The sequence below is a fragment of the Thermus sp. 2.9 genome (assembly GCF_000794385.1).
GTDB classification, from domain to species: Bacteria; Deinococcota; Deinococci; order Deinococcales; family Thermaceae; genus Thermus; species Thermus thalpophilus.
Map to the genome: position 1 here is coordinate 69,167 of NZ_JTJB01000003.1, position 26,022 is coordinate 95,188.

Below are 26,022 nucleotides of genomic sequence, written 5' to 3' on the forward strand. Positions count from 1 at the left end.
AGCGGCCACTATTTTTTCAGATCCAGGGGATAGGTAGCAACTTGGGTTAGCATATTGCTGCAATCTTAAGCCATTGTGAGTTGAGCGAGAAAGCGGTTTGCCCCTATGACCCTCATGGGCCCTCATCCTAAAGGATGTGCGGGCTTCCGAGTCCCATATCCGCGTGGTGGTGCACACCGATGGCGGCCCCTTGGACCTTTCGGACCACGTGCTGGCCTATAGCGACCGGCACCCCATAAGCGGGGTGGGGAGCTTCAGCCTCACCCTGCCCCTCCGGGTCCAGGGCAAGCCCATCACCGGCCTCGCGCGCACCGGAGACCTGGTGGAGGTGGGGCTTCTGAACTGGGACGGGCAAACGGGCCCCTGGGGCTTGGGGGAGTACCACACGGTGATGCTGGGGGTTATCCGCTCCATCGGCCAGCGCCAGGCCCTGGCGGAGGGGCGGTACACCGCGGTGGCGGTCTTGGCTGGCTCCAGCCTGGCGGGCTTTTTGCTGAGCGACTCGGTGAACTACTACCTGGCCTATGGGGCGCTCCACGGCCTCTTCAAAGGTCTGGCCCTCACGGGGCTGAAGGGGATGGTGCGCCTGGACCAGGCCCTGGCCACGTACCTGGACCAAGTGGCCCTCGAGGTGGCCCAGGTGGCCCGGCCCTACGGCTCCCTGAAGGACCTCCTGGGCTACGCCATAGAAACCCTGGACGGGGAAGGCCTCTTTGACCTCATCTTCGCCAACTACGAGGGAACCTTGTGGGGCTTTTTGGAAGCCTTTGGCGAGCGCCCCCTGCACGAGGTCTACACCGCCATCCTGCCGGAGGACCGCCTCAGGCTCCTGCGGGGCCAGAAGCGCTTGGGCAAGGCCTTCGGCCCCGACCGGGCCCGGGCGGTGGTGGTGGTGCGCCCGGCCCCCTTCCCCCACGGCCTACCCGGGGGCGGGGCCAGCCTGGGGGACTGGCCCCGCCTCCCCCTCCACGACCTCACCCCGGAGGACTCCATGAGCGAGCCGGCCCAGGACCACACCGCGGACTGGGACGATGGCGAGGTGGCCAACGTCTTCTTCGTCTACCCTCGAGCCCTCCCCCTGGACGAGACCTTTGTGATGACCTATGCGCCGGCCATCATCAACCTGGACTCCTGGCGCCGCTACGGCTACCGCCCCCTCACCTGGGCCACGTGGCTTTGGGGGGCGAACGCGCCCAAGGAGGCGGCCCCGGAGTTTTTCCGCCGGCTTAACTGGCGGCTGGCGGGGCAGCGCAACCGCATGGACGAGTACGCCGGGGCGGAGCTCACCCTGCGGCTTTCCCCCCACATCCGCCCCGGGGAGCGGGTACGGGTGGAAAACCGCTTGGGGGACGCCACCTCGGTTTTCCTCTACTACGTGGAGGAGGTGCGGCACGCCTTCAGCCCCGCGGGGGCCCGCACCACCACCCTGAAGGTGAGCCGCGGCCTGCCCGAGGACCTCTACCGGGACCCGGGTTGGTTCGTGGCGGGGTTGAAGGAGCATGACCCCTTGAAGGATGCGGCCTTGCCGGTGCCCGTCATCCGGCAGGAGGACGCCCCGGGCCCCACGCGGCCCATCCAGAAGCACCCCCACCCCTAGGAGAAGACATGCGCGGCATTCACCTGGCCCAGGTCATAGCGGTGCACCCCTCAGCCCCGGACCCCACCCCGGAGGACCAGCCCCCCTACGCGGGCACCCTGGACGTCATCCTCCTGGACGCCACCCCCGTGGACGACCCCCAACGGGCGTACCGGGTGCGGGTTTTGCGGCCTCGAGCCCACCCCTCCGCCGGGCACTACCTCATGCCCGAGGTGGGGGACTTCGGCCTGGTGGCCTTTTACGCCAACGACCCCCGGGCCGGGGTGTGGCTGGGGGCTTTGGACGACAACCTGCGCCAGATGGTACCCGAGGAGCTTTGGGCGCGGGACCCCTACGCGGAGGTGCACCACCTGCCCTCGGACCGCTACGCCATCTACCACGGGGACGGCACCGAGGAGCACGTGTGGCCCGATGGCACCTTCCTCAAGCTCACCACCCGCAAGGACGGCTCCTTTAGCAACGCCGGCTACCGGGCCAAGCTCACGGAGCGGAAGGCGCGGCGCAAAACGCGGGCCTTCGCTTCCCAGCGCGTGCCCTACACCCCCCACCAGGAGCCTCCTTTGGACCTGGTCTTCCGGCACGCCTCGGGGGCGGAGGTGTGGCTGAGCGCAGACGGCTCCCTGGAGGTGCGCACGGCGGAGGGCCATGCGGTGCGCCTTTTTGATGGCACCGAAAAGGCCCGGGACCCCGCTACGGGAGCGCCCCTGGGAGGGGGGGAGCAGCCGCGCTACGTGGAGGTGCGCACGGCGGGGGGGCATGCGGTGCGCCTCGAGGACCGCCCCAACCCCGCCCTTCGCCTCACCACCGCTCACGGGCACCGCGTGGCGCTGGACGACCAGGCAGGCCTGGTGGAGGTGGCCCACGCCGGGGGGCATGTCCTCCGGATGGGCCCGGGGAGCGTGGAGCTGGCCGCCCAGGGCAACCTTCGCCTCACCGCCACCGGGGAGGTGGTCATAGACGGGGCCTTAATCAGGATTGGCTAGGCCGGCTGGGGAGCGTCTTTGGGAAGCTCAACCGTATCGGACCATTCCTCAGGCTGGAGGGCCCCCCGCTGTAGCAGGTAATACAGGGCCACCTGCAAATCCCGTTGGGGGATGTTGGCTTTGCGGGGGCCCCATTCCGCCAGGATATGTTGAAGGGTTGGCCATGTTCTAGCCCCTTCCCGGCGTACCGCCCAGTGTACTGTGGCTAGAAGCTCCAAGCCGTACGGGCTTTCAAAGCCTTCTACCCAGGCCGCAGCCCGGCTTGCGGCTTCGTCCGCCTCGGGGTGGTCGGCCAAGTAGGCCACCGCTTCCTGGAAGGCGTTTGCGCGGAGGCGGATGCGGGAGGGACTGCTCCGGTCGCCGTAGCCTTGGATGTAGTGCCCCTCGAGACGGGCCAATACGTGGTTAAGGGGTTCGGCGTAAGGGCCGTACTGATTGCGGGCAAAATCCAGCCGCAGATTTAGGCCTGCCTCCTGTAGGAAGTAGGCCAGTTTTTGCGCCTCGAGGCGCCCCAAGGTTTCCCCCAAGGTTTTGTAGAGGCCGAAGAGCTTGAGCAGGGCTGCCCGGGGTGGGGTGAGGCGTGGTTTGTTCGAGAGGGGGGTGATGGAAGGGACCTCAGTGGCCTGGGGCTCGTAGACCAGGATTTCTACGTCCTCTAGAGGTTCCAAAGCCTCCTGAATGCGCCGGCGCACCTCGGGCCAGGGGAGACCCCCGTTGCCTGCGCCCAGAGGGGGTAGGGCCACAGAGCGTACCCCGAGCTCTTGGATTACCCGAACCAAATCTTTTAGGCCCTCCTCCACGTACGCCATCCGTGAGGGGTGGCGCCAGTGTTTTTTGGTGGGGAAGTTAAAAATGTAGCGTGGGCGGGCTAGAAGGCCGCGGTCATAAACAAAGATGCGACCGATTTGCACTTCGCCTCGCTCACAAGCTTTTACATAAGCTTCGTAGTTGTCAGGGAAGGCGCGCTTGAACTGCAAAGCCACCCCCTTTCCCATGACCCCCACGGTGTTCACCGTGTTGACCAAGGCCTCTGCCGGGGCTTGGAGGAGGTCGCCTTGCACAAAGCGGATCATCCCTAACCCTAATAATACCAGTCCTTCCGGATGCACACCCGGGGACGGCGTGCCTCTGGAAACTGCTTGAGGATTTTAAGAACCTCTTCCCCAACCCTTTGGCTGTAAACCGCTATTTCTTCTATTAGGGCCCACGGGAAAGCCTTGTAGACCAGAAACTCCGCCTGCTTCTTTTCCCGCAACTCCGGAGGATCGGCCCAGTAGGAGGCTTGGATGGCTTCCCAGTCCAGCTGAGCCAGCTCTTCTAGCTGACGAAAGAACCTGGCGTGGCTCAAGACCCCATGTCGGTCAGTGAACACAAAAGGTAGCCCTGCCTTGTGCACCGCTTGAGCCGAGGAAACCAAGTGCAGGATGGGTTCTTGCCCTCCCTGGTATTCCGTGGCGCCAGAGTAAATGGCGTAAAGCATGGGGGAGCGGGGGCAGAAGTAGAAGGGAACGTAGTCGTGAAGAACGCCCCCGGGAGGTTGGGGCACTTTGGCTCGGTTACGGCGCTCCTGAATGTGCGCGTAGGCGATGCTTCGTTGCTTAGGGGGGCTTTGGTTGTGGGCAAGAAGCTTGCCCATACGGAGAATACCCTTCAAGTTGTCTATGTGGGTGATGTGGTAAATGGGTGTTGGTTCAGGGTAGGTTCGTTTCATAAAGCTGGACCCAGGAAACTGCCCGCACCTCCTTTCCGGCATTTGGGGGCTCTTCGTGCAGACCCTTGCCCCCCGGTGTACCCTCCAGCCCACCCCCGAACAGGAGGCGGCGCTGGAGGCCACGGTGCGCCTGTTCCCGCTCAGGGGGAGGGAGGCCCGCCTCCTTCGGGACACGCTCCAAGGAGCGGGCTCCGCAGGCCTGGGCCGCGGTCAGCCGGCCCTCATGCTGGAAAATAGGCTCGAACATCTCCCCCTACCGGCAAGCCCACGGCTTTAGCCGTCGGTGGCTGACACGTGGACCCTTTCCTATTATGCCATTATGCCGGACCGGATGCCCTGGGCCTTGTATGCTTGGTCTGTGCTGGCCGTCCGCCAAACGGACCCCTCCTCCCACGGGGGGCAAGTGCTCACGGGCTACGCCAAGGTCCTGGTTGGGGGCCGTCCCGCGGCCCGCATGGGGGACGCCCACGCCTGCCCCCAGCCGGGCCACGGCACCACCGCCATCGCGGGGGGTAGCGCCAAGGTCCTCATCGGAGGCCGCCCCGCGGCCCGGGCGGGGGACGCTGCCGCCTGCGGGGCTACCCTCACCCCCTCCCAGGGCAAGGTGTTCTGGGGCTGACCCCGCGCCCCCGCCAGGATGAGGGTATGCGCCTGGCCCTCCGCCTGGTGGAGCCCAGCGGGAAGCTCGCCCCCTGCCCCGAGTCCGTGGTGGGGCGGGATGGGCTCTTCCCCCTGATTTATGCCCAGTCCTACGTCCTGGGGCAGGAGGGGCGGGTGCAGGTCCTCGAGATCCCCAAAGGGGTGGCGGGGGACACCCTGGGCACCAGCACGCCCCGCTTCCGCCTGGAGGGCACCCCGGGGGCCCGGCCCAAGCGCTTCCAGGGGCGGGAACTGGACCCCGTGAGCCTGGTCTTGGACCTGCGCCGCTTCGTCCTCTACTACTTCGAGGAGCGCAAGCGCCGCACCGCCCAGCAGAAGCCCCTCCCGGAGATGGTGCTGGACGATTGGGACCGGGGGCTCCATTGGGTGGTGGTGCCCCTGGGCCTCCCGGAGGTGCGGCAAAGCGCCCGGGAGCCCACGCGCCCCTACTGGACCTTGGAGCTCAAAGGCCTCCGCCCGGCCGCGCAGGTTCCCCCGCGGCCGGAGGAGCGCCTCCAGGCCGCCCTCTTCCCCGAAACCCCCCATGAGGTGGGGGCCCGCCTCCAGGCTGCCCTGGGGGGCTCGGTGGTGCCCGCCTCCTACCGGAAGCCCGCCCCCCTCGAGGCCTCCCTCCTGGCCACCCCGGAGCCCACGCCGCCAAGCCCCAAGGGGGCGGCCCTCCTCCCTCGGCCCAACGCCCCCGAGGAGGAGGCCCAGACCCTAGCGCGGGAGGCCGCGGGCCTGGCCCAGGCCCTGATCCAGGGGGAAGTGCCCCCGGAGGGGGCGCAAGGGGTCATGGCCGCCTTGGAGGAGGAGGCGGAGGCCTTGGCCCAGGAGGCCACCGCCCAAGCCGTGGCCCAGGCCCAGGAGGAGGCGGCCACCGCCCAGGCCCTGGCGGCGGTGGTGGCCCCGGAAGCCCAGGGGTTTTGGGAGGCCCTCGAGGGCTTCCTCGCCCGCCTGGAGGCGGCCTTGGCCCAGGGGGAAGACCTCGTCCAGGCCGCCTTCCGCTTGGCGGAGGACGTGGCCGGGGCGGTGGAGGACCCCGCTCGCTTGCGCGCGGCCCTAGACGCTATGCTCCAGGCCCGCCTGCCCCAGTACGCCCGGGCGCGGGGTCTGGTGGACCGGGCTTGGCGCCTGGTGGAGCGCCTGGACCCCGGGACGCCCTACGGCCTGCTGTTGGCGGGGGTGGCCGTGGCCCACCTCACCCCCGTGGCCCCCACCCTCACCCGGCTCCGGGTGGGGCTCGCCTGGGGTAGGCAGGCCCTGCCGGGGGTGGTGGCGTGAGGCTCTCCGTGTACGAGCTCCGGCAGGGGGACGACCTGCGGCGCCTGGCGCAGCGGCTTCTGGGCGACTTCCGGCGCTGGACGGAGCTGGTGCGCCTCAACCGCCTGGACCCGCCCTACGTGGCGGATGACCCCACCCCCTACCGGGCCCAGGGGCTACGGGTCCTGGGCCCGGGGGACCGGCTCCTCTACCCAGGGAGCCCGGCGGAGCCCCCCGCGGGGCTTGCGGCCCTGGACGCCGAGGCGGAGGCCTACGGGCGCGACTTGGCCCTGGAGGGGGGGTATCTGCTCTTTTTGGGGCAGAACCCCGCCCTGGTGCAGGGGCTCGAGAACCTGCGGGCGGCCCTGGAGCGCCGCCTCCTCACCCGGCTGGGGGAGCTCCCCGCCCACCCCGAGACCTACGGCCACCTCATGGAGCAGTACGTGGGCCAGGCGGCGGGGGAGGCGGAGCTGGGGTACATCCTCCTCGAGGCGGAGCGCTGCCTGCGCCAGGACCCTCGGGTGGCGGGCCTCACCCTGGCCGGGGAGCTCGTGGACCGGGAGCACGTGCGCCTCACCGCCTGGGTGGAGCCCGTGCCCCCTGGAACCCCCTTCGCCCTTAGCCTGGAGGTGCCGCGATGAGCTTCGCCTTCAAGACCTTGGACGAGGCGTTGTGGGAGATGATGGCCACCTTCTACGCCCGCTCCGGCATCCGCCCCGACCCCACCCCGGGCTCGGTCCTCCGCACCCTCTTCGAGGCGGTGGGCTTCCAGGTGGAGGACCTCACCTTCCGCTTTGACCAAGCGGTGCGGAAGGCCATCCCCCAGGCGGTCTTCGAGGCCTTCGGCTTCACCCCCCGCTCCGCCACCCGGGCCCAGACCCTCCTGCGCTTCACCCGGGGGGCGCCCCAGCCCGTGCCCCTCGCCATCCCCCAGGGCTTCCGCGTGGCCCGGGCGGATGGGGCGGAGTACGAGACCCTCGAGGAGGCCGCCATCCCCGCGGGGGCCACCCACGTGGACGTGCCCGCGGCGGCGGTGGAGCCGGGGGAAGCGGGCAACGCCCCCGCGGGGGCCATCCGCTACCCCCGCTTTCCCTTGCCCGGGCTCTTGGGGGTGGAGAACCCGGTCCCGGCCGCCGGGGGCCAGGACGAGGAGCCCCTGGAGGAGCAAAAGCGCCGCTTCGCCCTCTACATCGCCCAGGTGCACCGGGCCACCCGGTACGCCCTCGAGGCCGCCGCCCTCACCGCGGTGGGGCCCAACGGGGAGCGGGCCCGGGAGGCGTTGGTCCTGGACGCGGTGGCCCGCCCGTGCCTCTCCCCGGGGGTGGTGGAGGTCTGGGTGGATGACGGCTTTGGCACCGCCACGGACGGGCTTTTGGCCGCGGTGGGAGCGGCGGTGGACCGGATGCGGGCCGCGGGGGTGTACGTGCGGGTCCACCGGGTGGAGGCGGTGCCCGTGGACGTGCGGGCCCAGGTCCGCGGCTCCGAGGCGGCCCGGGGGGCGGTGGCGGGGGCGGTGCGGCGCTACCTCTACGGCCTGCGGGTGGGGGAGAAGGTGAGCCGGGAAAACCTCATCACCGCCCTCACCGTGTCCCACCCCGAGGTGGAGGAGGTGGACGTCCTCACCCCCTTGGACGACGTTGCCGTGCCCTTCAACCGCCGGGCGGTGCCCGGGGTGGTGGAGGTGAGCTAGGTGGCCTGGCTCCTGCCCCCGTGGTTTAAGCGGGACGGGGTGAACGGGGCGCTCCTCACGGCCTGGGAGCGGGCCCTAAAGGGCGCGGACCCCGAGGGGGCCGCGGCCCTCTTGCGCTTGGAGGAGGCGTATGGGCCGTATTTGGACCTGCACGGGGCGCTGTACGGGGTGCGCCGCCTGCCGGATGAGCCCGACGACGCCTACCGCCTCCGCATCCTGGCCGAAGTGCGCCACCCCCGCTCCACGGAGGAGGCGCTGGAGCGGGCCCTCGAGGCCGCCTTCCCCGGGCTCAGGGCCCGGGTCTACACCCTGGTGGGAAGCGGGGAGCTGGTCTGGCTGGACGGGACGCGACAACTGGACGGCTCCTGGGCCCTAGGAGGCGGGGCCACCTATCCCGTCCTCCTCAACGGGGCCTGCCGCCTGGACGGGAGCTTTGACCTGGGGGGTGGGCGGTCCTACCCCCGGCCCCGCCCTCTGACCGGGGAGTGGAACCTGGACGGCACCTGGCGCTTGGGCCTGGCCTACCACCCGCCCCACGCCAACCGCTTCCTGGTGGAGGTGGGGGCGGCGGAGGTGGACCTGTCCGCGGTGCTGGCGGTGGTGGACCGCTTCCGCGCCGCGGGCAACATCCCCACCGTGCGGGCCACCGTGGAGTGGACCCCGGACTGGCCTGGCGTGGTGGGGGAAGTCATCTCCCAGCAGGTGGTGCCCTTGGACGGGACGCGTCGGCTGGACGGCTCCTGGACCCTGGCCCCCGTCCCCACCGGAGAAGACCCCCTCTGACCCCTAGCCCCTAGGAGGATAGGAGCGTGGCGGTGCTCACCACCACGTACCGGGAAGTCCTGGCCGCCTTTGCCGCAGGGGAGGCCCCCACGCCCCCCGTGCCCGCGTACCTGGCGGTGGGCACAGGGGGCACGCGCGGGGGGCCGGATGACCCCATGCCCCCAGACCCCAACCGCACCGCCTTGGCGGCGGAGGTCCTGCGCAAGCCGGTGCGCTACGTGCGCCGGGAGGGGGGGGTGGTGGAGGTGGCGGCGGAAGTGCGGGGGGAGGAGGTGGCGGGGGCCTTGAGCGAGGCCGGCCTCTTGGACGCCTGGGGCCGGCTTCTGGTATACGCCACCTTCCGGGCCAAGGCCTTGGCCCCGGGGGGGGTGCTGGCGTTCCGCTTCCGCGTGGGAGGTGGTAATGGCTGACCTCATCGGCGACCCTAACGGCACGTTCGTGGACCGGGTGCGCAAGCTGGAGCGCACGGACCCGGCGGAACCCGAGACCTGGGACCCCATACACCAGGCTCTCATCACCAATGACGTCATCCTCAAGGGGCGGGTGGACGCGTTGGATAGCCGGGTGGACGCCTTGGAGAGTTCCGCTCCCGCCGTCCCGTATGACCTGGCCATCTACCTGCAGGGCGGCGTGCCCGGGGGGAGCGTCTTCTTCCGCTTTGTGGCGCCCAGGGCCTTCACCATCGTCCAAAGCGGCCACCGCCTGGCCGCCCGGGTGGCGCCCCAAAACGCCTGGACCGCCAGCGTCAAGCGGAACGGGGTCCAGGTGGGGAGCCTGAGCCTCAACGCGGGGCAGACCACGGGCACGGTGAGCTTCAGCGGGCCGGTGAGCCTGGCGGCGGGGGATGTCCTCGAGGTCCAGGCCCAAGCCACCACGGACCCCAACCTGCAAGGCCTCACCCTGGTCCTGATGGGGGTGGTATGATGCCCTGCCTGGTTTTCGGCGCCCCCAAAGTGAAGATGGACCTGTGGTACTCCTCCGTAGCGGGGGAGGGGGACCCGGCCTTCAAGCCCACGGCCATGCCCACCGCCGTTTACGGGCCTGCCGCTGCCATCACGGCGGATGGAAAGGTGGCGGTTTTGGGAGGCGGGATGCTGGCCTCGGGAAGATTCGCTTACTACAACGGCCATCAAGTTTATGACCCTGAGACGAACACCTGGAGTTTGCGTGCCGGGATGCCCACCGCCAGATACTTCCACGGGGCCGCCACCCTCCCCAACGGGCGGTTGATGGTCTTCGGAGGGTGGAAGAATGGAGGGGTCGCTCCCGTGGAGGTTTATGACCCTGCAACCAACGCGTGGACTACGGGAAGGGAAATGGGAACGCCGCGGGCGGAAATGGCGTTCGCCACCCTCGAGGATGGGCGAGTTTTCGCCGCCGCTGGACGAGTATCCGGTGGTCCTTTCACCGCGGCGGAACTCTACAATCCCCAGACGGGTACTTGGGCAGCGGTGGCCCCTTTCCCCCAAAGCTACGCCGCGCCGGCGGCAGGGGCACCCTTACCGGGCAACAAGGCGGGCGTGTTCGGGGGCGGCATAACAGGGGTGGGCGCGGTGGACTACATTTACGTCTACGACCCGGCCACCAATAGCTACCTGCTCCCTTCCTCCCTCCCCACCGCCCGCTATACGGCGGCGGCCGTGGGGACGGACGAGGGGGCGGTGGTCATAGGAGGAAGCAACCCTGCGCTGGGCGACATCTACTTGCAGGCTAACGAAGCGTACAACGCCTACACCAACGCCACGTCTGTCTTAGCTCCCATGCCCGGCTATGGACTGGGCGGCATGGCTGCCGCCCGTTTGCCCAAAGGGCAAGTGGGCCTTTTTGGAGGCGTAAGGAAGGTGGACGTGAACGGCACCTTTGTCAACAGCGAGGTGCATACCGTGCGCGTCTACTGGCCGTGAGGAGGGAAGGATGAACGAGACCCAAGCGCGCGTGGTGCTGGCGGCGGCCATTCGGAACGTAGGGATAGACCCCCTGACCCTCCCCGCGGAGCTCAAGCCCTCCGCCTGGCTCCAGGGGAAGAACCTCGAGGCCTACGTGAACGAGGCCCAGGCGGCCATCCAGGCGGGGGTGTGGCGGGGCGGCCCCCTGCCCCACGGCTACCCCGCCCCGGCGGAGGCGGAGCCGGGGGCTTGCTACTGGATCATGACCCCCGAGGGGAGCGTCATCTTCCAGTACGGGAGCAGCCCCTACAGCCCGGACACCCCCGGCCTGGCCCCGGGGGCCCTCACCGCGGCCAACGCGGAGGCGGCCATGCGGGCCCACGTGCGGGCTTTGGCGGAGCAGGCGGCCCTGGCGAGGCTGGCCCAGGAGTACGTGGCCTGGGTGGCGGGGCAGATGCTCTGAGGCGTCCACGGCTAGGGGGGTGGGTCTGACCCCGCCCCCCAACCACACTCAGGGCATGGGACCCGTGTTCGCCTGGCCCGTGCGCCCCAAGGGCGCCTTCTACGTGAGCGCCGGGTATTTGGACCCGAACTATAAGCGCCGCTTTGGCGTGCCCCACACCGGGGAGGACTGGAACCTCCGCACCGGGGGGGACTCGGACCTGGGCTACCCGGTCCAGGCCATCTTCCCTGGGCGGGTGGTGGCCGCGGGGTACTACCGGGTCTGGGGCAACCTGGTGGTGGTGGAGGCCGACCCCTGGGTGAAGGACTTCTGGGCGGAGCGCCTGGGGGAGCCCCTCGAGGCCCTCTACGCCCGCTACGCCCACCTGCACCACCTGACCGTGGCCCGGGGGGACCGGGTGGAGGCCAATGACCACCTGGGGAGCATCGGCAAGGGGGATGGGGGGCGCTACCTGGCCCATCTCCACCTGGACTTCCCGCGCCTACCTATCCCCCCCGAGGCGTACCCCAGCCAGGAGGCCCAGGTGCGGGCCCAGTACCTGGACCCGGCCCGGGTGTGGCGGGCCCTGGCCTTCGGCGACCGCTCCAACCTGCTCCCCCAAGGCCCCCTCTACGCCCCAGCCCGCCTCTTCGTGGGGGATGCGGAGGCCCTTCAGGGCCCCCTCCTCCTGCGCCAGGTGGGGGACAAGCTCTACGCGCGCTCTGACGCCTAGCCCAAGGGAGGATGGGGACATGGACGGGACGCTCTTCTCCGAACCCGCGGCCCTGGGCGCCCTGGTGGCCGCCATCACCGAGGGAGTCAAGCGCACGGTGGGCCTGAAGGGGCCCCTCACCTACGCCCTCAACCTGGTCCTGGGCCTGGTCCTGGCCCTCCTCTTCGGCTACGCCGGCCTGCTTCCCCCCGAGTACCCCTTCCCTGGCGGGGCCGTTCTGTTCGGCGTCTACGCCGCCCTCTCGGCGAGCGGGCTCTACGAGGCCGTCAAGCAGCTCGGCAAGGTGGTCGGGGGAGGGAGCGGTGCGGGCCCGTCTGGTCCTGCTGGCCCTGCTGGCTCTGACCGGGGCCGGCTCCGCTAGTCTGGCCTCGGGCCGGGCCGCCTGCCGGCTGGACTACCCCCCGCGGGCGGCCTGCTACGCGGAGCAGGACCTCCTGCGCCTGGGGCCGGTGGGGGTGGCGACGGGCCTCGAGGCGCGCCTGGAGGGGGAGGCCCGGGTCTACCCGTACCTGGCCCTCCTCTTGAGCGGAAAGGAATGGTGGGCCGCGTTCCAGCTGGGCCAAGGGGTGTTTTCCTTGAGCGTGGGCCTCACATGGTGAACGAGGAGCGCCTATTCCAACGCCTAGAAACGCTGGAGGGCCAGGTGCGGGAGCACTCGGTGCTCCTCCGCGAGACCCGCACCCGCTTGGACTCGGTGGAGCACCTGAGCCGGGAGCTGGGCCGGCTGGACGCCATCACCAGCGAGGTACAGCGGCGCCTGGAGCGCCTGGAGCGCCTCCCCGAGGACGTGAGCGAAATCAAGCAGGACGTGCGGGAAATCCGCTCCAAGCTGGACGCGGAGGGGCGGGGGAGCAACACGCTCCAGAACATGTTCTGGGCCATCCTCATGCTGGTCTTGGGGTACCTCCTGAACACCCTGCCCCGGCTTTTGGGCATCGGGAGCTAGAGGGGTTCCCAAATACCCCTTCCCCCTACGCTCCGCGGAAGTGGCGGCACCCCGTGGTGCGGGGGGAGGTGCGCACGGGTGGGGGCACCCCCAGGCCCTCCGCCACCCGCGGGTGTTCGCAAAGCCCCAGCCCCCCTTCCGGGTTGGGGCGGAAGAAGCGGCATTGGGCGCACGCCCCCTTGGGCGCCCCCTGGCTAAGGCGGGCGGGCCGCACCGCCTGGGGCAAGGAGGCCTGGCTGGCGGGGAGCTCCGCCCGGGCTTCTGTGGGGCGGAGGACCTCCGTCCGCCCCTCCCGGCGCATGAGCCCCGCCACGGCGTAGCCCCAGGCGTGCACGAAGTGGGGGTCCAGGGCCAGGTGCCGCCAGGTGTAGCGGGGCTCGTCCTCCACCACCCGGCCCGCCTCGTCCTTGCGGCGGCGGGGGATGGTGGCGCGGGCGATGTTCTCGAAGTGCGCCCGGAACTCGAGGCCCACGCTCACCGGCACCCGCTGCCCATAGCGGTGGAGCTCCTGCACCTTGGCCTCGAAGTCCAGCGGCAGGGCCACCCGGCGGTTCACGAAGAGCATCTGGGCCTGGAGGAGGTGCTTGTACCGGTCTAGGTAGACCCAAAACTCCCACTTGGCCTCGCCGGAGCTTTTGCGGATGGCTTCCCGGTCCCGCTGGTCGCTCCACTCCAGGGGCTGGGGCCGGTCGTGCGCGTAGTCCGCCAGCCAAACCATGCCCCGGGGCAGGCGGCGGCCCAGGCTCACCGCCAGGTCGTAGGAGGGCTCCGCGTCCACCACCACGATGTCCACCGCCCAGGTCCGGGCCAGGTGGGCCAGGTAGGCCGCGGCCTCCTCCCCGCTTTGCTCCACCACCTCGAGGTGGACCAGGTACACCCGCCCCGCGGGGCCCCAGCGGGCGATGACCACGTGCTTTTCCACCCCGCGCTGGTCCACGCCCATCGCCGTCCAGTACCCCTCGGGGTGGGGGCCGGGGGCCGGCCAGCGGTGGGTGGGGTCCAAGCCGCGGCACCGGTCCATCACCTCCCCGGGGACCAGGATGGCGTTGGGGTCGCGGTGGGGCAGGCCCAAGTAGGCGTTGTAAAACTCCGAGGGGTTCTTGCCCTCCACCACCATGCGCTGGTAGGCCCGCCATAGCTCGGGCAGGCGGCTTGGGCCCAAAAGGATTTGGTTAAAGGCGTAGCCCTCCCACTCCGCGTCTTTGGGTCCCAAGGGCGCGTAGAAGCCGTCCTGGGGGTCTTCTATGACCGCGCCGCACTTGGGGCAGCGGTAGGCCATCCGCTCGGGGTCCACGCACTCCGGCCAGGCGAAGGCCATGACGAAGCCCTTGTGGTTGGGGCAGCGGGTGTTGGGGCAGCGGGTGTGCCAATGGTTCTGGGTGGAGCGCCCGAAGTAGTAGTCAATGTCCGCCCCGGGGAAGCCCGCGGTGGAGTTGAGCTCAATAAGGCCCCGCTCCCCGTGGGGCCCCACCAGGCGGGAGGCGCTCACCCGCGCGAAGGCGCGCTCAAGGGTGGCAAGGTCCATCAGCCGCACCTCGTCAAACAGGAGGACGTCCACGGGAATGGAGTCCACGCTCACCCCGGAGCGCATCCCCCGGAAGCGGATGTTGGAGGCGCCCACCCGCACCACCTCCACCGCGTCCACGTCCGCGATGAGGCGCATCATGCGGGCGGAGGAGCGCATCATGGGGCGGAAGCGGGTTTTGTGGAGGTCCAAGACGGCGTCTTGCGTGGGGAAGTAGAGGGCCACGTCCACCTTGCGCCGGGCGTCTGCCGCCCACCAGGCGGCCCGGTACATGAGGCGGGTGGTGAGGCCCATCTGGGCCGCCTTCATGATGACGAGCCTCCGGAAGGGCCGCGCTCGGTCCTCGGCGTAAAGGGGAGCCAGGTAGCGGCGCCCCTCCAGGCTGAAGGGGGCACCCCCGGGGCCCTCGGGGCGGATGCCGGAGGCCTCCACAAAGCGGAGCAGGCTCGTGAGCTCCTCCGGGGCGAACTCCGGCGGGGGGAGGCGGAGGGCCTCGAGGATGGCCCGGTAGGCCGCTTCAGGCTTCATTCTGGCAGTGCCGCTGGTGGAGGCGCCGCGCCTCGGCCTCCACCTTCTTATAGCCGTGCTGGGCCGCCCGGCTGATGGCGGCCTTTACGAGGCGGCAGTTCACGCTGCCGTCTTTGTTTTTGTACGGAAACTTCCGCTTCCCGGGAAGCAGGAAGTGGGAGGCGGGGAGCTTCTCCCGCTCCTTCGGGCGGTCCACCCACCTCAGGCGGCTCACGGGGATGTTCCGCACCTTCGCCTTGGCCAGGTGGCCGCGGAGGCCTAGGATGGCCTTGGCCAGGCCTTTGGCCTGAAGCTGGTCTAGGAGGATGTGGGCCCGCGTCATGGCCCCGTAGTCCCCCACAGGGGCTTGACGGGCTGTTGCTACCGCCCGCTCGAGCTCCTTGATGGCCGTGCCCAGGCGCAAAAACTCAGGGGCGCGCTCCGCCAGGGTCTGGGGTAGGGCCCGCACGTGGGGCGCGGCCACCCGGAGCCAGGCCTGGAGCCAACCGGGCTTGTTGGGCCGGGCGGCCAGCTCGTCCACCAGGTACCGGGGGCTGGCCAGGTAGGCCAGCTCGTGCAGGCCCTCGAGGAGGTCCGCCCACACCCGGGGTTCGTACACGGGCCGGCTGGTGGAGCGGCCCTCCAGGCGGCGCCACGCCCCCGCCACCTTCTCCGCCTGTTGCTCCAGCCGCTCTAGGCGGGGCAGCAGCTCCTTCTTGCCCCGCGAGATGCCCGGGTGGTGGGTGGCCAGCTCCTTCAGGGCGTCTATTAGCCCGTTGGGCCGCCCCCCGAACTCCAGGTAGCGGGGCCCCATGAGGCGCTCTATGAGGCGCTGCGCGTCCGGGGCCACCTCCGCCCACAGGTGCTGGGCCTGTTGCGCCGCGTTTTGGCGGGCCTCGTCCAGTTTGCCCCGCACGCGCCGGTCCAGCTCCTTGGCCAGCTCCTCAGCGGTGGTCCCCTGAAGGGCGGATTGCACCACCTGAAGGTGGTGAAAAAGCTCCCCCAGCCGGCGCACCTCTGAGCCCTCGAGGTGGATGAGGCTTTCCAGCTCCCACCGGCGCTGCTTGTCCTTGGCCCGCTGGTACTTGGGCCAAAGGGCGGCTAGCCGCTTCAGCCGGGCGGCCAGCTCCTCCTTAAGGGCAGGGACAGCGCGTTCGCCCCGCGTCAGGTGGAGGCGCCAGGCCTCGAGGAGCGGCGTGGGGTTGTGCGCGTGGGTACTCGGCGCTTCGGGGTGGAGGATATAGCCCCCGGGCTTTAGGGCTTCTCGCAGCAGCATCTCCCGGGCCTCGTGGGGGGGCGGCACGTCCTGGGCCTGGGGGCGGTAGTGGGGGAAGGCTTGGAGGGCGGCCTCCGCCTCCTTGGGAATGGGAAGGCCGGCGAGGGCGTCGGAAGACTTGGGGCGTTCGGGGGCAGGCGGGCTAAGCCGCTTGGTGGCCTCCAGGAGGGCCAGGAGGGGTGGGGGGTCTTGGGGCGCGCTCTTGGGCGTGCGGTGCTGGCGGGGGCGGGTGTTTTCTTTTGCTTTTTTTGTAGGTCTGCTGGTACACCGTGTCCCCCCGCTTGACCACCTTTTTGTGGGGCACCAGGCCCGGCCTTGGCGCGCCCTTGGGCCGGGGCAGGGCGAGGTCAAAGAGGGCCTGGACCTGGGCTTTGATGAGTCCGAGCCACCGCGTCATGCCTTTATGGTTGAAGGCCTTCGGGGTCAGGCTTGCCGGTCTTGGGGGGCGGTGTGGTATATACTCCCACATGGCCGACGAACCCCTTATGCCAGAGGATGAGGAAGCGGGCCTCGAGGGTCCTTCCGCAGAGGCGGGTGAGGAAGAGGCCCTCCTCCTTTCCGAAGAGCACCTCGTTTGCTACATAACGGGCAAGCCCCGAAAGAAGACGCCTGAGGAGCTGGTACGGCAGGAGTGGGCCAAGAAGCTGGTAGAGGAGTACGGCTACCCCAAAGAGGACATCGGGATTGAGGTCCTCATCCCGATGGGCCGGGCCCGCAAGCGTGCCGATTTGGTCATATATGAGCACGGCAAGCCCCACGAAATAGAGCACATCCGGGTGGTGGTGGAGGCGAAGCGGGAAGACGTAAAGCCGGAAGACAAGAAGAGGGGCGTTGAACAGCTCAAAAGCTACCTGGCGGCCTGCCCCAACGCGCAATGGGGGCTTTGGGTAGGACGGGAGCGGTTTGCCTTTGCGGTGAAGACCAAGGCGGGCAAGCGGGAGTTCGAGCAGAGCACGGACATTCCTCGCTTCAACGAAACCGCTCCACGTCGGCTCACCTTCCAGGACCTCATTCCCGCGGAAGGGTTAAAACGGGAGCTGAGGCGCATTCACAACTACATTTATGCCAACCAAGGCTTGCCCAAGGAGCGGGCTTTCCACGAGCTTCTGAAGCTGGTCTTCTGCAAGGTCCACGAGGAGCGGAACAAGCGGGCCACCGACCCCCTAGACTTTGACATCACCCCTGAGGAGCGGTTTACCGCCAAGGGCAAGGAAGCCCTGCGAAAACGGATAGAGAAGCTCTTTGAGGGGGTCAAGCAGGAGTACCCCTACATCTTTGAGAAGGACGAGCGCATTGGGCTCAGCGATGACGTTTTGGCCTACGCGGTCATGGAGCTCAGGCGGTACTCCTTCCTGCGCACACGGACGGATATAAAGGGAGCCGCCTATCAGGAGATTGTTCGGGAAAACCTACGGGGGGACCGGGGCGAGTTTTTCACCCCCGACAACGTTTGCCGCATGGCGGTTCGCATGGGGGTGGAAACCCTCATCCATCACGCCCAGGGCCAAAAGGATTGGACCAACATAAAGGTCCTGGACCCCGCTGTGGGCACCGGGGGCTTTTTGCGGGCCTTTATGAACGAGCTCCGGGACTACCTTATGGCCCGGGAAGCGGGCAAGCACCCGAACGATGAGGTGAGGGAGGCCTACGTCATGGGGGTTTTGCGCGAGGTATGCAACCGCAACCTCTACGGTTTAGACATTAACCCCCTGCTTGTGCGAGCGGCGCAGATGAACCTGGTGATGCACGGGGACGGAAGCTCTAACGTGTACCACATCCCCGGGGGTAGCCTGATACCCTTTGACAAGATGCCCAGGGAGGTCCAGGAGAAGCTTCCACCGGGGAGTGTGGACCTGATCGTCATGAACCCTCCTTTTGGCAGCGGTCCCGGGCTTAAGGTGGACAATCCGGAAATCCTCGAGGAGTACGAGCTTGCCACCTATGGCTTGGACCCCGGAAGGAGCCGGAGCGGTCTGCCTCCAGAGCAACTCTTTATAGAGCGGGCCTACCAATGGCTGGCACCCGGGGGGGTCTTGGCCATCGTGCTTCCTGATAGCATTCTGTCTAATCCTGGCCTTCAGTTCATCCGGGAGTGGATTTTGGAAAAGTTCATCGTGGTGGCCAGTGTGGACCTTCCCATAGAAACTTTTGTGGCCTTCGGCGGCACCGGAACCCAAACCAGTGTCTTGGTCTTGCGCAAAAAGACCAAAGAGGAAGTGGAAAGGGCGCAGTACAAAGAAGAAGAGTACGAGGTCTTTATGGCCGTTCCCAAAACGATGGGCTATGACCGCCGGGGGAACGACCTTTGGAAACGGGATGAGGAAGGCAAGCCCCTTGTAGGGCAAAGGGACGACGAGGTCAGCGAAGTACCGGAGGTGTTCAGCCTTTGGTTGCGGCGTGAGCTGAAGCAGGAAGCGGAGGAAGCATGAGCCTTTCCTACCTCCGTGTGGGAAGCTACTATCTCCGGGAAGGGGAGAAAAGGTTAGACGCCAACTACTACAACTTGGCCCTTTGGGCCCGTTGGGCGCTTGAGCGAAGCAGGTGGCCGCGGCAACCCTTAGAAGCTTTGGCAAGCTTTACGTATCTAGGGCGGTTCAAGCGTCGGTATGTCAGCCCATCTGAGGGGGGAGTACCCTTTTTGGGCTCCAGAGAGGTTTTCTTCTGGCCCCTCAAAGCGGAGAAATATCTCCATCCAAAAGCTGTGGAGCCGGGGTTATTCCCAGGGGAGTGCGACATCTTGATTGCACGCTCAGGCTCTGTGGGCTACAGCGTTCTTGCTGGGCGCTCGTTGGCCAAGGTAGCTGTTTCCGAGCATATTTTGCGGGTACATGCGCAACAAATAGAACCGGGCTACCTATACCTGTTCTTGCGGACCCAGTATGGTTTTAGCTACCTCCAAGGCGCTCAGTACGGTGCTGTGATAAAGGAGATAGATCCAAGCGTTATAGGAACGATGCCTGTTCCACTACTGGCAAAGGTACTTAGGCGGAGATTTCACCGGATAGCTTTGTCCGCCTTGGCGAAGAGGGAGAAGGGACAGGCTTTGCTGGAGGAAGCTAGGGGACGTCTTTATCAACGCCTGGGCCTTCCATCACCAGAACAAGTAAAGCCGTCATACTTGTCCAGCTCTCATGGTGTAAGAAGCTTCTCTGTGGGGCACTCAGACCTCGAGGGCCGCCTGGACGCTTCCTACCATGTTCCCGAAGCCAGGAGCCTCCTGAAGGCGCTAGCGGGGGGAAAATATGAACTGGTTCCCCTTGCGGACCTAGCTTCTATCCATATTCCCCCTAGGTTCAAGCGGCACTACGTGGCTCCTGAAATAGGCGTGCCCTTTATCCGTCCCTCCGACCTTGCCACCGTGCGCGTGCTAGAGCCAAGGTACATAGCTAGGTGGACGCCTGAGCTAGACTCCGCGCGTTTGCAGTTAGGGGAGGTGGTGATAAGCCGAAGCGGGAGCATCGGCGAGGTGGGCCTGATAACCCAGGCGTGGGACGGCTGGGCAGGAAGCGATGACTTAGCTAGGGTGGCGGCCAAGGAGGGTCTAAGCGACCCGGGCTACCTTTACATCTTTCTGACTTCTCCCTACGGTCAAATCCAAATACAGCGGCAAATCTATGGAGGGGTGATTGACCACCTCGAGGTGGAGCACTTAGCGCAAATCCGTGTTCCTCGGGCTCCCCTCGATGTGCAGCAGGAGATAGGCGACCTTGTTTGGAAGGCTTTTGCGCTCAGGGACGAAGCCAACGCCTTGGAAGAGGCCGCGGTGCGGCAACTGGAGGAAGTGATTAGGAAAGGGCCCGGGCCTCACCTCGTTTTAGGCCAGGCCGAGTAGCGCCCGGATGCGCCGTTGGGCCTCGAGGTCCTCGTAGGCGGTCCGGCCCACCACCGGCACCACGCGGCAGCGGCAATGGGGGTGGGCGGGGATGGCGGGTCCCGCCAGCTCACCCTCGCCGCGCCGCTTGCCGGTGGCGGTATAGGGGTGGAACGACCGCCCCACGTTGGTCTTCCCGGGCCAGAGGTGGCGTCCGAAGTCCTTGTTCGGATGGTCCGGGCTCACCACCATGAACCGCTGGCCGTGGTAGCGGGCGCAATAGGGGCAGGCGTCCTGGGCCGCCACCCACTCCACCTCCTGCCCCACCATCGCCGCCAGAAAACCCGCGGCGTGGGCCTGGGCCGCCTCGGTGATGGCCACCCGGCGCCAGTCCCGGTTGAGGGTGCCGAAGCGGTCTAGGAGCTGGCGGGCCGCGGCCTCCGGGGAGTCATAGCGCCCCACCGCCCCCATGAGCGCTTCCGCCACCCCGTGCCGCGTGGCCTCCCGCAGGGCCTGCACGTGTTCCGCTAGGTGCTCCACCGCCCACTCGAGGGCCCGCGCTTCCGCGTCCCGTAGCCGGAGGAGCGCCTTGGCCTCCTCCGGGGTCTTGGGCGCCCGCTCGGGCAGGGCGGGGTGGGCCCGGAGGAAGCCAGCGAGGAAGTTGCGCAGGGCCTGGGCCCGCGCCCGGTCCTCCACCAGCCCTAAGGCGTACCAGCGGTCCACCGCGGCGGAGGCCAGGGCCCGCACCTCCCGCCCGCCCAAGGGATAGCCCCGGGCCCGCAGCTCCCGGAAGCGGGCCAGGGCCTTTTCCCAGGCCCGCTCGGGGGTCAGCCGGGCCTTGGCCAGGGTGCGGTGGGGAATAGGCATCCCGTAGGCCCGCTCCACCGCGCCGCGGGGCAGGGGCGGGAAGCCCATCGCCCGGTGGACCTCCAGATGTACCCGATAGAGAAAGTCCCGTCCCACCTCCAACGTGGCCTCCTCCAGGGTGGGGAGAAGGGTTTCGGAAGCAGGGTACTGCTCAGGCATGGGTCTCCTTTAGGGCTTGGGCCAGGTGGGCTAGGGCTTCCGCCCCCTCCTCGTCCGGGGGCCAGGGGTGGTCCTCCGTGGGCTCGGGGCCTTCGGGGCCTGCGGCGGCGTTTGGCCGGGCCGCCTCCAGGTAGACCGTGAGGAGGCTCGGGTTGAGGGGCGCGTCTTCCAGGAGGGGGTACCGTCCCGTGGGAAGGCCCAGCCGCTGCCGTAGCTCCCCGTAGGTCAAGGCCAGCCGGTCCCGCTCCCACACCTCCCGGGGGTCCTGGAAGCCCGTCCAGTAGAACTCCACCTCGGGGTCTACGGCGCTCAGGAGCGTGTTGAAGGTGGCCTCGAGGTGCTGGAGGAGGGGGTAGAGGCCCTTGTCCCGCGAGCTCACCAGCTTGGACTCTATAGAGGCTTCGTTCAGGGTGGAGGTGCGGGAGGAGAAGGACTCAAACCCAATCTCCTCCGGATCTATGCCGTAGAGGGCGCATTGGATGGCCACCAGGAAGCTGGTCCACTTGACGAAGTGCATCTCGGAGGGGTTGACCCCCGTGGCCGTGAACTGGGCCCCGGCTTCGCGGTCGCGGCTGATGAGGACGGGGAGCCGCCAGGCGTTGCTCACCCCCGCCACGTAAGCGGCCCACTCCGCCTTGAACTCCTCTATGTCCTCTTCCCGGAAGTCCCCAAAGAGGGTCAAAAAGCCCTGGGGGATGTGGTTGTCCTCGTAGCTCTTGAGGTTGTAGGTGATGACGTTAAGGAAGCCCGTGATGATGCGGATCATCAGCTCCGGCTCAGCGATGCCGTAGCCCTGTCCCCACACGTCCGGGCGGGGGTTGCGCACCCGGTAGAGGAGCTCGTCCCGGGCGAACCAGTTGACCACCCGCCCGTCCTGGGCCTCCACCGCCTTCACGTCCTCGGGGTCCATGCCTTCACACCCCGGGGGTGGGGGCGTGCCTTTGGGAAGGCCTTCCGGTGGGGCCAGGTAGACCGTGGCCCCGTCCACGTGCACCCGGCCTGACGGGGTGCGAATGATTTCCACGGGCATGGCGTCCATCGTGAGGGAGTCCATCACCGCCTTTTTTAGGTAGGTGATGAGGTCATCGCGGCGCAGGGCTTCCCGGCGGAAGGGGTCAAACTCCGCCCCAGAGTTGAGGAGGAAGCGCTCCAGCCACTCGAGGCGCTTTTGGTCCACGGCGGTGAGCTCGCTAGCTCCTCGCAACCGCAGGCGAAAGCCCGGCTCGTGGTCATAGCGGGCCGGGCGGGCTAGACGGCTCACCTGGCGGGCCCGGGTGAGGATGATGGCGTAGAGTACCGGGTCGTGCTCCACGAGGGCCCGGAGCTGGGCGAAGCCGATGGGGGCGGGGCGCTGGAGGTAGCCGCTGTGGCGGAAGATGCCGTAGGGGTCGTGCTGCCCCGAGCGGGGCCATCCCTGGCGCTCGGCCAATCGGAGGTTGACCCGATGGAGGAAGGTGGCGGCTTTGATGAGGGCCTGGGCATCCAGGCGGGGGACGCTTCCCGCCACCGCCTTGGCCACCTGCGCCCGGGCGTCATAGCGCTCATCCGGGGGCGCCTCGGGGTGATGGGCGGCCTGGGCCGCGGTGCTAATCTCCCGGTCCGTCTTCATCCCCATTAGCATGGGCCGGGAATGGGGTCGGAGGGGGGGCTGGGGTGTGTAGCAGACGTGTAGCAGAAGGGAAAAAAAACGCCACCCCCATAGGTATCTCCATGCTGTCTAGTACGCATCTTTGCGGCTCTGCGAGGGGGCTTCCACTCGCATCGCACTCAGGAGGTCACGGGTTCGAGTCCCGTCGGCTCCACCAAGTCTGGGACGTGAAAACCGCCCCCCGGGGAAACCCGGGGGGCTAGCGTTTGTGTGCCTTCACGGCGCGTTTTCTGACAGCTTAAGGAGCCAGTTCACGAAGGCGTTCACCACGTCGTTCTCCGCAAGGAGTTCGGGGTTTTCCAAGACCGCCTCAAAGAAAGCCCGCACCCCCTCGAGGCTCGGCTCCTTCAGCACCTCCTGCACGCTCTTCCCCGCATAGGGCCCCTTGGGAAGGGGAGCGGTGAGGCGGCTTGAGGTGGCGAGGGGGGCGGCTTCTTTAAGCGCCTGGAGCGTCCTTTCCAAAAGGAGCCTTTCCCCCTCCTCCCCCAGGGCCTCCTTGGGGGTGAGGAGGGCTTGGCCCGAAAGGTCCCGCGCTTCCAGGCCCAGGGCGTAGAGCCGGCGGGCAAGGCTCGGGGGCCCCGCCTCCAGGGGCAGGAGGAGGGTGGCCTCCCCGTAGCGGACCTCGAGGGTGTACCGTCCAGGGGCCGGGAGGGTAACGGCGGGGGCATTTCCCACCAAGGCGGTGGTGAGGGGGGGGAAGCCCAGGGGCTTCTTTTCCTCCTGGAGGAGGGCGCCTTCCCGGTAGAGGCGGGTTTCCAGGGCGTCCCGCTTCAGGTAGGGGGTTCCCGTGAGGCGCACCTCGGGGAAGACCGCCTCCCCGGCGCGGAAGGGGCGGGCGTCCACGTCCCCGGGGATGAGGGAAAGCCTTAGGACCTCCAGCCGCGCCCCCCCCTCCCCAAGCTGGGCCAGGGCTCGCCGGGCGGCGGGGCCTAGGGGGTGCTTGGGGTGTTGGGCGAGGAAGGCTTCGTAGAGGGGTTTGGCCTCGAGCCCCGCCCGCTCCGCCAGGTAGGCGCGGAAGTAGAGGGCAAGGGGTTCTTTGCGGGCCTCGAGGTCCTTAAGGGCCTCGGGGAAGTCCTCCCCTTCGTCTAGCCTAAGGGCCCTGTCGTAGGCGGCCTTGGCCCCCAAATAGTCCCCGTAAATGGCCCGGAAAAGCCCCAGGTTGTAGAGGGCGGTGGCGTTGGGACTAAGCTGTAGGGCCCTTTCCGAGGCCAAAATGGCCCGGGGCAGGTCCCCCGCCAGGTAGTAGGCCCAGCCCAGGTTGGTCCAGTAGAGCCAGTAATCGGGCCGGAGCTTGAGGGCTTGGAGGAGGGCCTCCTTGGCCTCCTCGCCCTTCCCCTCGGCGAAGGCGGCGAAGCTCACCTCCTCCCAGGCCAAGGGAAGCTCGGGGAAGGCTTGGGCGAGGCTTCTTGCCGTTTCCTTCCAGCGCTCATCCTCCAGGGCCCGGAAGAGGAGGTGGGCCGCGGTCCTTTCCAGGACGTCCCCTTGGGTCAAAGCCTCCGCCCGCTTGAGGGCCTCCTCCCGCTTCCCCTCCGCCAGGAGGCGGAAGGCCTCGTAGGCGGGGGGGAGGGTACCTTGCCAGAGGAGGAGGAGCCGCTTGGGCAGCAGGCCCTCCAAAAGGCCGCTTCCCCGCCCCTCCTTGAGGTCCAGGGCGGACTGGTGCAGGGGGTCGGGGTCTTGGCCCTGGGCCAGGGCCTGCAGGCGCTCCTCGGAGAGGGTGGAGGTGGGGAAGGGGCTAAAGCGGGGGGCGAGGCCTTGGCCCTGGAGCCAGAGCCAGGCCAGCTGGGGGGTGCGGAAAAGCCCTTCTTGGGCCCCCTTAGGGGTGGCGAGGATGAGCCTTAAGCCCCCTTCCTCCTCCCGCCCCAGGAGCACCCAGTCGGCCCCCGTGGCGGCGAGGGCGAGCCGGGCCCCGGCCCGGGTGTAAAGCCCCCCGGCGAGCTCATAGCTTCCCCGCCAGGGGAGGTCGGGGAGGAGGAGGGCGAGGAGGGTGGGGGGAGGCGCGTTCAGCCCTTGGGCGAAGGCTTGGGCCAGGGTGTAGCCCCTGGGGCCCTCAAAGGGGAGGACGAGGCCTTGGGCCAGGGCGAGCCCCAGGAGGAGGAGGGAGGCCAGAATCCGCCGCATGGGTTTAGTCTAGCGCCCTTCCTTGAGGACCATGTAAGCGAAGCGGAGAAGCCTTGGGGCCCGCCGCCAGCGCTTGGGGTCGGTTCCCACGCGCAGGAGCCACTCCAGGCCCAGGCGTTGCGCCCAAAGGGGAGGGCGCTTCGCCTCCCCCGCCAGGACGTCCAGGGTGCCCCCCACCCCCATGGCCACCTTGGCCCTGAGGTGCGCCTTGTTCCGGTGGATGAAGGTCTCCTGCCTTTCCCCCATGCCCACCAAGAGGAGGTCGGGGGCCGCCCGTTGGATGGCTTCCACGATGGGGGCCTCCTCCCGGAAGTAGCCGTGGTGAAGGCCCACCACCTTTGCCCCGAGCCTTTCCGCCTCCCGCGCCGCCCGCTCCGCCACCCCGGGCTTTCCCCCCAGGAGGTAGACCCTGAGGCCCGGGAAGCGGCGGAAGAGGGCCAGGGTGAGGTCCACCCCCGTGACCCGCTCGGGGAGGCGCACCCCGTGAAGCCGCCTGACCGCCCAAAGGATGCCCACCCCGTCTGGGGTGATGAGCTCGGCCTCGAGGACGGCTTCCCTCAGGGCCTGGTCCTCCTGCGCCCGCACGGCGATTTCCGGGTTTAGGGTCACCACCTGGTGGGTTCTTTCCTCCTCCAGGAAGCCCCCGATGCGCCTTAAGGCCTCCCCCATGTCCACGGGGTCCAGGGGAAGGCCCAAAAGGGTTAGCCGTTCCATGCCGCGTACCTCTGCGCGTAGCGGTCCTGGGTGAGGCCGTGGGCCTCCTTGGAGAAGAGGCGGACCTCGGTGAGGCGGGGCACCACCGGGTCCACCCCGATGAGGCTCGCCCAGGCCAGCTCCTCCGTGCGCCCCTCCTTGTGGAGGGCCTGCCCCTCCTGGCTTTGGAAGAGGGCCTCCTGGGGATCGGGGAAGGCCTTGAGGAGGAGGGTGGCGAGGCTTTGCGCCTCGGGGTAAAGGCGCTTTTGCAAAAAGCCCAGGGCCACCACCGCGGAGAGGAGGGGCTCGGGGGCCCCGGAGGGGCGCAAGGTGGGGTTTTTGAGGGTACCGGCCAGCTCCAGGATGGCCTTGGCGTTTCGGAAGCCCGCCAGGTACACCTCCTCCTCCCCCGGCAGGAGGCTCCCGTTGAGGGAGGGGGCCACCAGGACGGCCTCCTTCCCCTTCACCTCCGTCCTTTCTAGGTCCAAGAGGGAAAGCCGCCCGTGGAACCCCTCGGGGGGAAAGCCCTCCACCTCGCCCAAAAGGAGGGCGTTTTTCCCCAGGCTTTCCGCCAGGAGGCGGGCCACCTTGGGCCCCGGGGCCACCCAAACCCCCTTGGCCCCCAGGGCCAAGAGGCGGGTGAGGACGCTCCCCGCAGGCAGGACCTCCACCAGGATCAAAGGGCCAGGGGCCGGCCTCAGGCACAGGTCAACCCGGCACACCCCGCCATGATACCTTAGCCTGG

At 68.3% G+C, this 26,022-nt stretch carries 26 protein-coding genes; 17 read left to right on the forward strand and 9 right to left on the reverse strand.

Annotated features, from left to right (window positions below):
* Positions 1 to 136: 136 nt before the first annotated feature.
* On the forward strand, positions 137 to 1,597 hold the full coding sequence (locus QT17_RS14800) for a hypothetical protein (protein ID WP_039455673.1): 1,461 nt from the start codon (positions 137 to 139) through the stop codon (positions 1,595 to 1,597).
* 8 nt (positions 1,598 to 1,605) lie between these two features.
* Entirely contained in the window at positions 1,606 to 2,580 is a 975-nt protein-coding gene (locus tag QT17_RS13005) for a phage baseplate assembly protein V (RefSeq protein ID WP_052155138.1), read from the forward strand.
* Here QT17_RS13005 and QT17_RS01920 read toward each other — a convergent pair.
* Positions 2,577 to 3,653 carry a macro domain-containing protein gene (locus QT17_RS01920; RefSeq protein WP_039455675.1) on the reverse strand — a complete coding sequence of 359 codons (1,077 nt, stop codon included), beginning with the start codon at positions 3,651 to 3,653 and terminating at the stop codon, positions 2,577 to 2,579. The genes QT17_RS13005 and QT17_RS01920 overlap by 4 nt on opposite strands.
* Before the next feature lie 8 nt (positions 3,654 to 3,661).
* Entirely contained in the window at positions 3,662 to 4,291 is a 630-nt protein-coding gene (locus tag QT17_RS01925) for a DUF4433 domain-containing protein (protein ID WP_039455677.1), read from the reverse strand.
* Between the two features lie 358 nt (positions 4,292 to 4,649).
* On the opposite strand from QT17_RS01925, the gene QT17_RS01935 reads away from it, so the two are divergent.
* Genes QT17_RS01935 through QT17_RS01995 form a run of 13 tightly spaced genes read left to right on the forward strand, consistent with a single transcriptional unit; the run spans position 4,650 to position 12,673 of the window.
* Positions 4,650 to 4,910 (forward strand): PAAR domain-containing protein, encoded by a 261-nt coding sequence (locus tag QT17_RS01935; RefSeq protein WP_039455681.1) that lies wholly within the window; start codon positions 4,650 to 4,652, stop codon positions 4,908 to 4,910.
* 26 nt (positions 4,911 to 4,936) lie between these two features.
* Positions 4,937 to 6,214: a hypothetical protein gene (locus QT17_RS14805; RefSeq protein ID WP_039455683.1), complete on the forward strand. Its 1,278-nt coding sequence runs from the start codon at positions 4,937 to 4,939 to the stop codon at positions 6,212 to 6,214.
* The gene (locus tag QT17_RS01945; RefSeq protein ID WP_039455685.1) at positions 6,211 to 6,834 is read left to right on the forward strand and encodes a hypothetical protein; all 624 of its coding nucleotides are present in this window, start codon (positions 6,211 to 6,213) and stop codon (positions 6,832 to 6,834) included. Before QT17_RS14805 ends, QT17_RS01945 begins: the two co-directional genes overlap by 4 nt.
* On the forward strand, positions 6,831 to 7,883 hold the full coding sequence (locus tag QT17_RS01950; RefSeq protein ID WP_039455688.1) for a baseplate J/gp47 family protein: 1,053 nt from the start codon (positions 6,831 to 6,833) through the stop codon (positions 7,881 to 7,883). Before QT17_RS01945 ends, QT17_RS01950 begins: the two co-directional genes overlap by 4 nt.
* Positions 7,884 to 8,666 (forward strand): hypothetical protein, encoded by a 783-nt coding sequence (locus QT17_RS01955; RefSeq protein ID WP_039455690.1) that lies wholly within the window; start codon positions 7,884 to 7,886, stop codon positions 8,664 to 8,666.
* Between the two features lie 26 nt (positions 8,667 to 8,692).
* Positions 8,693 to 9,076, forward strand: coding sequence for a hypothetical protein (locus QT17_RS13795; protein WP_039455692.1), 384 nt, complete (start codon positions 8,693 to 8,695; stop codon positions 9,074 to 9,076).
* Entirely contained in the window at positions 9,069 to 9,590 is a 522-nt protein-coding gene (locus QT17_RS01965) for a hypothetical protein (RefSeq protein WP_039455694.1), read from the forward strand. The genes QT17_RS13795 and QT17_RS01965 overlap by 8 nt, the downstream gene beginning before the upstream one ends.
* Complete coding sequence (locus tag QT17_RS01970) at positions 9,587 to 10,570, forward strand: kelch repeat-containing protein (protein WP_039455696.1); 984 nt, start codon at positions 9,587 to 9,589, stop codon at positions 10,568 to 10,570. The genes QT17_RS01965 and QT17_RS01970 overlap by 4 nt, the downstream gene beginning before the upstream one ends.
* Before the next feature lie 10 nt (positions 10,571 to 10,580).
* Positions 10,581 to 11,015: a hypothetical protein gene (locus QT17_RS01975; RefSeq protein ID WP_039455698.1), complete on the forward strand. Its 435-nt coding sequence runs from the start codon at positions 10,581 to 10,583 to the stop codon at positions 11,013 to 11,015.
* A 55-nt stretch (positions 11,016 to 11,070) separates the two neighbouring features.
* Entirely contained in the window at positions 11,071 to 11,727 is a 657-nt protein-coding gene (locus QT17_RS13010) for a M23 family metallopeptidase (RefSeq protein WP_052155140.1), read from the forward strand.
* A 19-nt stretch (positions 11,728 to 11,746) separates the two neighbouring features.
* Positions 11,747 to 12,088: a hypothetical protein gene (locus tag QT17_RS01985; RefSeq protein ID WP_039455700.1), complete on the forward strand. Its 342-nt coding sequence runs from the start codon at positions 11,747 to 11,749 to the stop codon at positions 12,086 to 12,088.
* The gene (locus tag QT17_RS01990) at positions 12,030 to 12,326 is read left to right on the forward strand and encodes a hypothetical protein (RefSeq protein ID WP_039455702.1); all 297 of its coding nucleotides are present in this window, start codon (positions 12,030 to 12,032) and stop codon (positions 12,324 to 12,326) included. Before QT17_RS01985 ends, QT17_RS01990 begins: the two co-directional genes overlap by 59 nt.
* Entirely contained in the window at positions 12,320 to 12,673 is a 354-nt protein-coding gene (locus QT17_RS01995) for a hypothetical protein (protein WP_039455704.1), read from the forward strand. Before QT17_RS01990 ends, QT17_RS01995 begins: the two co-directional genes overlap by 7 nt.
* Positions 12,674 to 12,698: 25 nt before the next feature.
* Here the strand turns inward: QT17_RS01995 and QT17_RS02000 are convergent, their stop codons facing one another.
* Together QT17_RS02000 and QT17_RS13590 are read right to left on the reverse strand one after the other, a co-directional pair.
* A complete protein-coding gene (locus tag QT17_RS02000) occupies positions 12,699 to 14,726 on the reverse strand; it encodes a phage terminase large subunit family protein (RefSeq protein ID WP_039455706.1) in 2,028 nt (675 codons plus the stop codon).
* On the reverse strand, positions 14,716 to 15,981 hold the full coding sequence (locus tag QT17_RS13590) for a hypothetical protein (protein WP_152607310.1): 1,266 nt from the start codon (positions 15,979 to 15,981) through the stop codon (positions 14,716 to 14,718). The genes QT17_RS02000 and QT17_RS13590 overlap by 11 nt, the downstream gene beginning before the upstream one ends.
* Positions 15,982 to 16,448: 467 nt before the next feature.
* On the opposite strand from QT17_RS13590, the gene QT17_RS02010 reads away from it, so the two are divergent.
* Positions 16,449 to 18,410, forward strand: coding sequence for an N-6 DNA methylase (locus QT17_RS02010; RefSeq protein ID WP_052155141.1), 1,962 nt, complete (start codon positions 16,449 to 16,451; stop codon positions 18,408 to 18,410).
* Entirely contained in the window at positions 18,407 to 19,813 is a 1,407-nt protein-coding gene (locus tag QT17_RS13190; protein WP_081995751.1) for a restriction endonuclease subunit S, read from the forward strand. The genes QT17_RS02010 and QT17_RS13190 overlap by 4 nt, the downstream gene beginning before the upstream one ends.
* Here the strand turns inward: QT17_RS13190 and QT17_RS02020 are convergent.
* From QT17_RS02020 to QT17_RS02040, 5 genes are all read right to left on the reverse strand, one after another.
* Positions 19,796 to 20,818: a hypothetical protein gene (locus tag QT17_RS02020; protein ID WP_039455710.1), complete on the reverse strand. Its 1,023-nt coding sequence runs from the start codon at positions 20,816 to 20,818 to the stop codon at positions 19,796 to 19,798. The genes QT17_RS13190 and QT17_RS02020 overlap by 18 nt on opposite strands.
* Complete coding sequence (locus tag QT17_RS02025) at positions 20,811 to 22,427, reverse strand: phage portal protein (protein WP_039455712.1); 1,617 nt, start codon at positions 22,425 to 22,427, stop codon at positions 20,811 to 20,813. Before QT17_RS02025 ends, QT17_RS02020 begins: the two co-directional genes overlap by 8 nt.
* A gap of 255 nt (positions 22,428 to 22,682) precedes the next feature.
* Positions 22,683 to 24,584 (reverse strand): hypothetical protein, encoded by a 1,902-nt coding sequence (locus QT17_RS02030; RefSeq protein ID WP_039455714.1) that lies wholly within the window; start codon positions 24,582 to 24,584, stop codon positions 22,683 to 22,685.
* A gap of 9 nt (positions 24,585 to 24,593) precedes the next feature.
* Entirely contained in the window at positions 24,594 to 25,298 is a 705-nt protein-coding gene (locus tag QT17_RS02035) for a WecB/TagA/CpsF family glycosyltransferase (protein WP_039455716.1), read from the reverse strand.
* Complete coding sequence (locus tag QT17_RS02040; RefSeq protein WP_039455718.1) at positions 25,286 to 25,999, reverse strand: 2-phosphosulfolactate phosphatase; 714 nt, start codon at positions 25,997 to 25,999, stop codon at positions 25,286 to 25,288. The genes QT17_RS02035 and QT17_RS02040 overlap by 13 nt, the downstream gene beginning before the upstream one ends.
* Between the last annotated feature and the right edge of the window lie 23 nt (positions 26,000 to 26,022).

What these genes read in the sequence shown, in the direction of transcription:
- QT17_RS13005 (WP_052155138.1), top strand. Translation starts at nt 1,606, where the DNA reads ATGCGCGGCATTCACCTGGCCCAGGTCATAGCGGTGCACCCCTCAGCC.
- QT17_RS01920 (WP_039455675.1), bottom strand. Translation starts at nt 3,653, where the DNA reads ATGATCCGCTTTGTGCAAGGCGACCTCCTCCAAGCCCCGGCAGAGGCC.
- QT17_RS01925 (WP_039455677.1), bottom strand. Translation starts at nt 4,291, where the DNA reads ATGAAACGAACCTACCCTGAACCAACACCCATTTACCACATCACCCAC.
- QT17_RS14805 (WP_039455683.1), top strand. Translation starts at nt 4,937, where the DNA reads ATGCGCCTGGCCCTCCGCCTGGTGGAGCCCAGCGGGAAGCTCGCCCCC.
- QT17_RS01950 (WP_039455688.1), top strand. Translation starts at nt 6,831, where the DNA reads ATGAGCTTCGCCTTCAAGACCTTGGACGAGGCGTTGTGGGAGATGATG.
- QT17_RS01965 (WP_039455694.1), top strand. Translation starts at nt 9,069, where the DNA reads ATGGCTGACCTCATCGGCGACCCTAACGGCACGTTCGTGGACCGGGTG.
- QT17_RS01970 (WP_039455696.1), top strand. Translation starts at nt 9,587, where the DNA reads ATGATGCCCTGCCTGGTTTTCGGCGCCCCCAAAGTGAAGATGGACCTG.
- QT17_RS01975 (WP_039455698.1), top strand. Translation starts at nt 10,581, where the DNA reads ATGAACGAGACCCAAGCGCGCGTGGTGCTGGCGGCGGCCATTCGGAAC.
- QT17_RS13010 (WP_052155140.1), top strand. Translation starts at nt 11,071, where the DNA reads ATGGGACCCGTGTTCGCCTGGCCCGTGCGCCCCAAGGGCGCCTTCTAC.
- QT17_RS01985 (WP_039455700.1), top strand. Translation starts at nt 11,747, where the DNA reads ATGGACGGGACGCTCTTCTCCGAACCCGCGGCCCTGGGCGCCCTGGTG.
- QT17_RS01995 (WP_039455704.1), top strand. Translation starts at nt 12,320, where the DNA reads ATGGTGAACGAGGAGCGCCTATTCCAACGCCTAGAAACGCTGGAGGGC.
- QT17_RS02000 (WP_039455706.1), bottom strand. Translation starts at nt 14,726, where the DNA reads ATGAAGCCTGAAGCGGCCTACCGGGCCATCCTCGAGGCCCTCCGCCTC.
- QT17_RS13590 (WP_152607310.1), bottom strand. Translation starts at nt 15,981, where the DNA reads ATGCTGCTGCGAGAAGCCCTAAAGCCCGGGGGCTATATCCTCCACCCC.
- QT17_RS02010 (WP_052155141.1), top strand. Translation starts at nt 16,449, where the DNA reads ATGGCCGACGAACCCCTTATGCCAGAGGATGAGGAAGCGGGCCTCGAG.
- QT17_RS13190 (WP_081995751.1), top strand. Translation starts at nt 18,407, where the DNA reads ATGAGCCTTTCCTACCTCCGTGTGGGAAGCTACTATCTCCGGGAAGGG.
- QT17_RS02020 (WP_039455710.1), bottom strand. Translation starts at nt 20,818, where the DNA reads ATGCCTGAGCAGTACCCTGCTTCCGAAACCCTTCTCCCCACCCTGGAG.
- QT17_RS02025 (WP_039455712.1), bottom strand. Translation starts at nt 22,427, where the DNA reads ATGAAGACGGACCGGGAGATTAGCACCGCGGCCCAGGCCGCCCATCAC.
- QT17_RS02030 (WP_039455714.1), bottom strand. Translation starts at nt 24,584, where the DNA reads ATGCGGCGGATTCTGGCCTCCCTCCTCCTCCTGGGGCTCGCCCTGGCC.
- QT17_RS02035 (WP_039455716.1), bottom strand. Translation starts at nt 25,298, where the DNA reads ATGGAACGGCTAACCCTTTTGGGCCTTCCCCTGGACCCCGTGGACATG.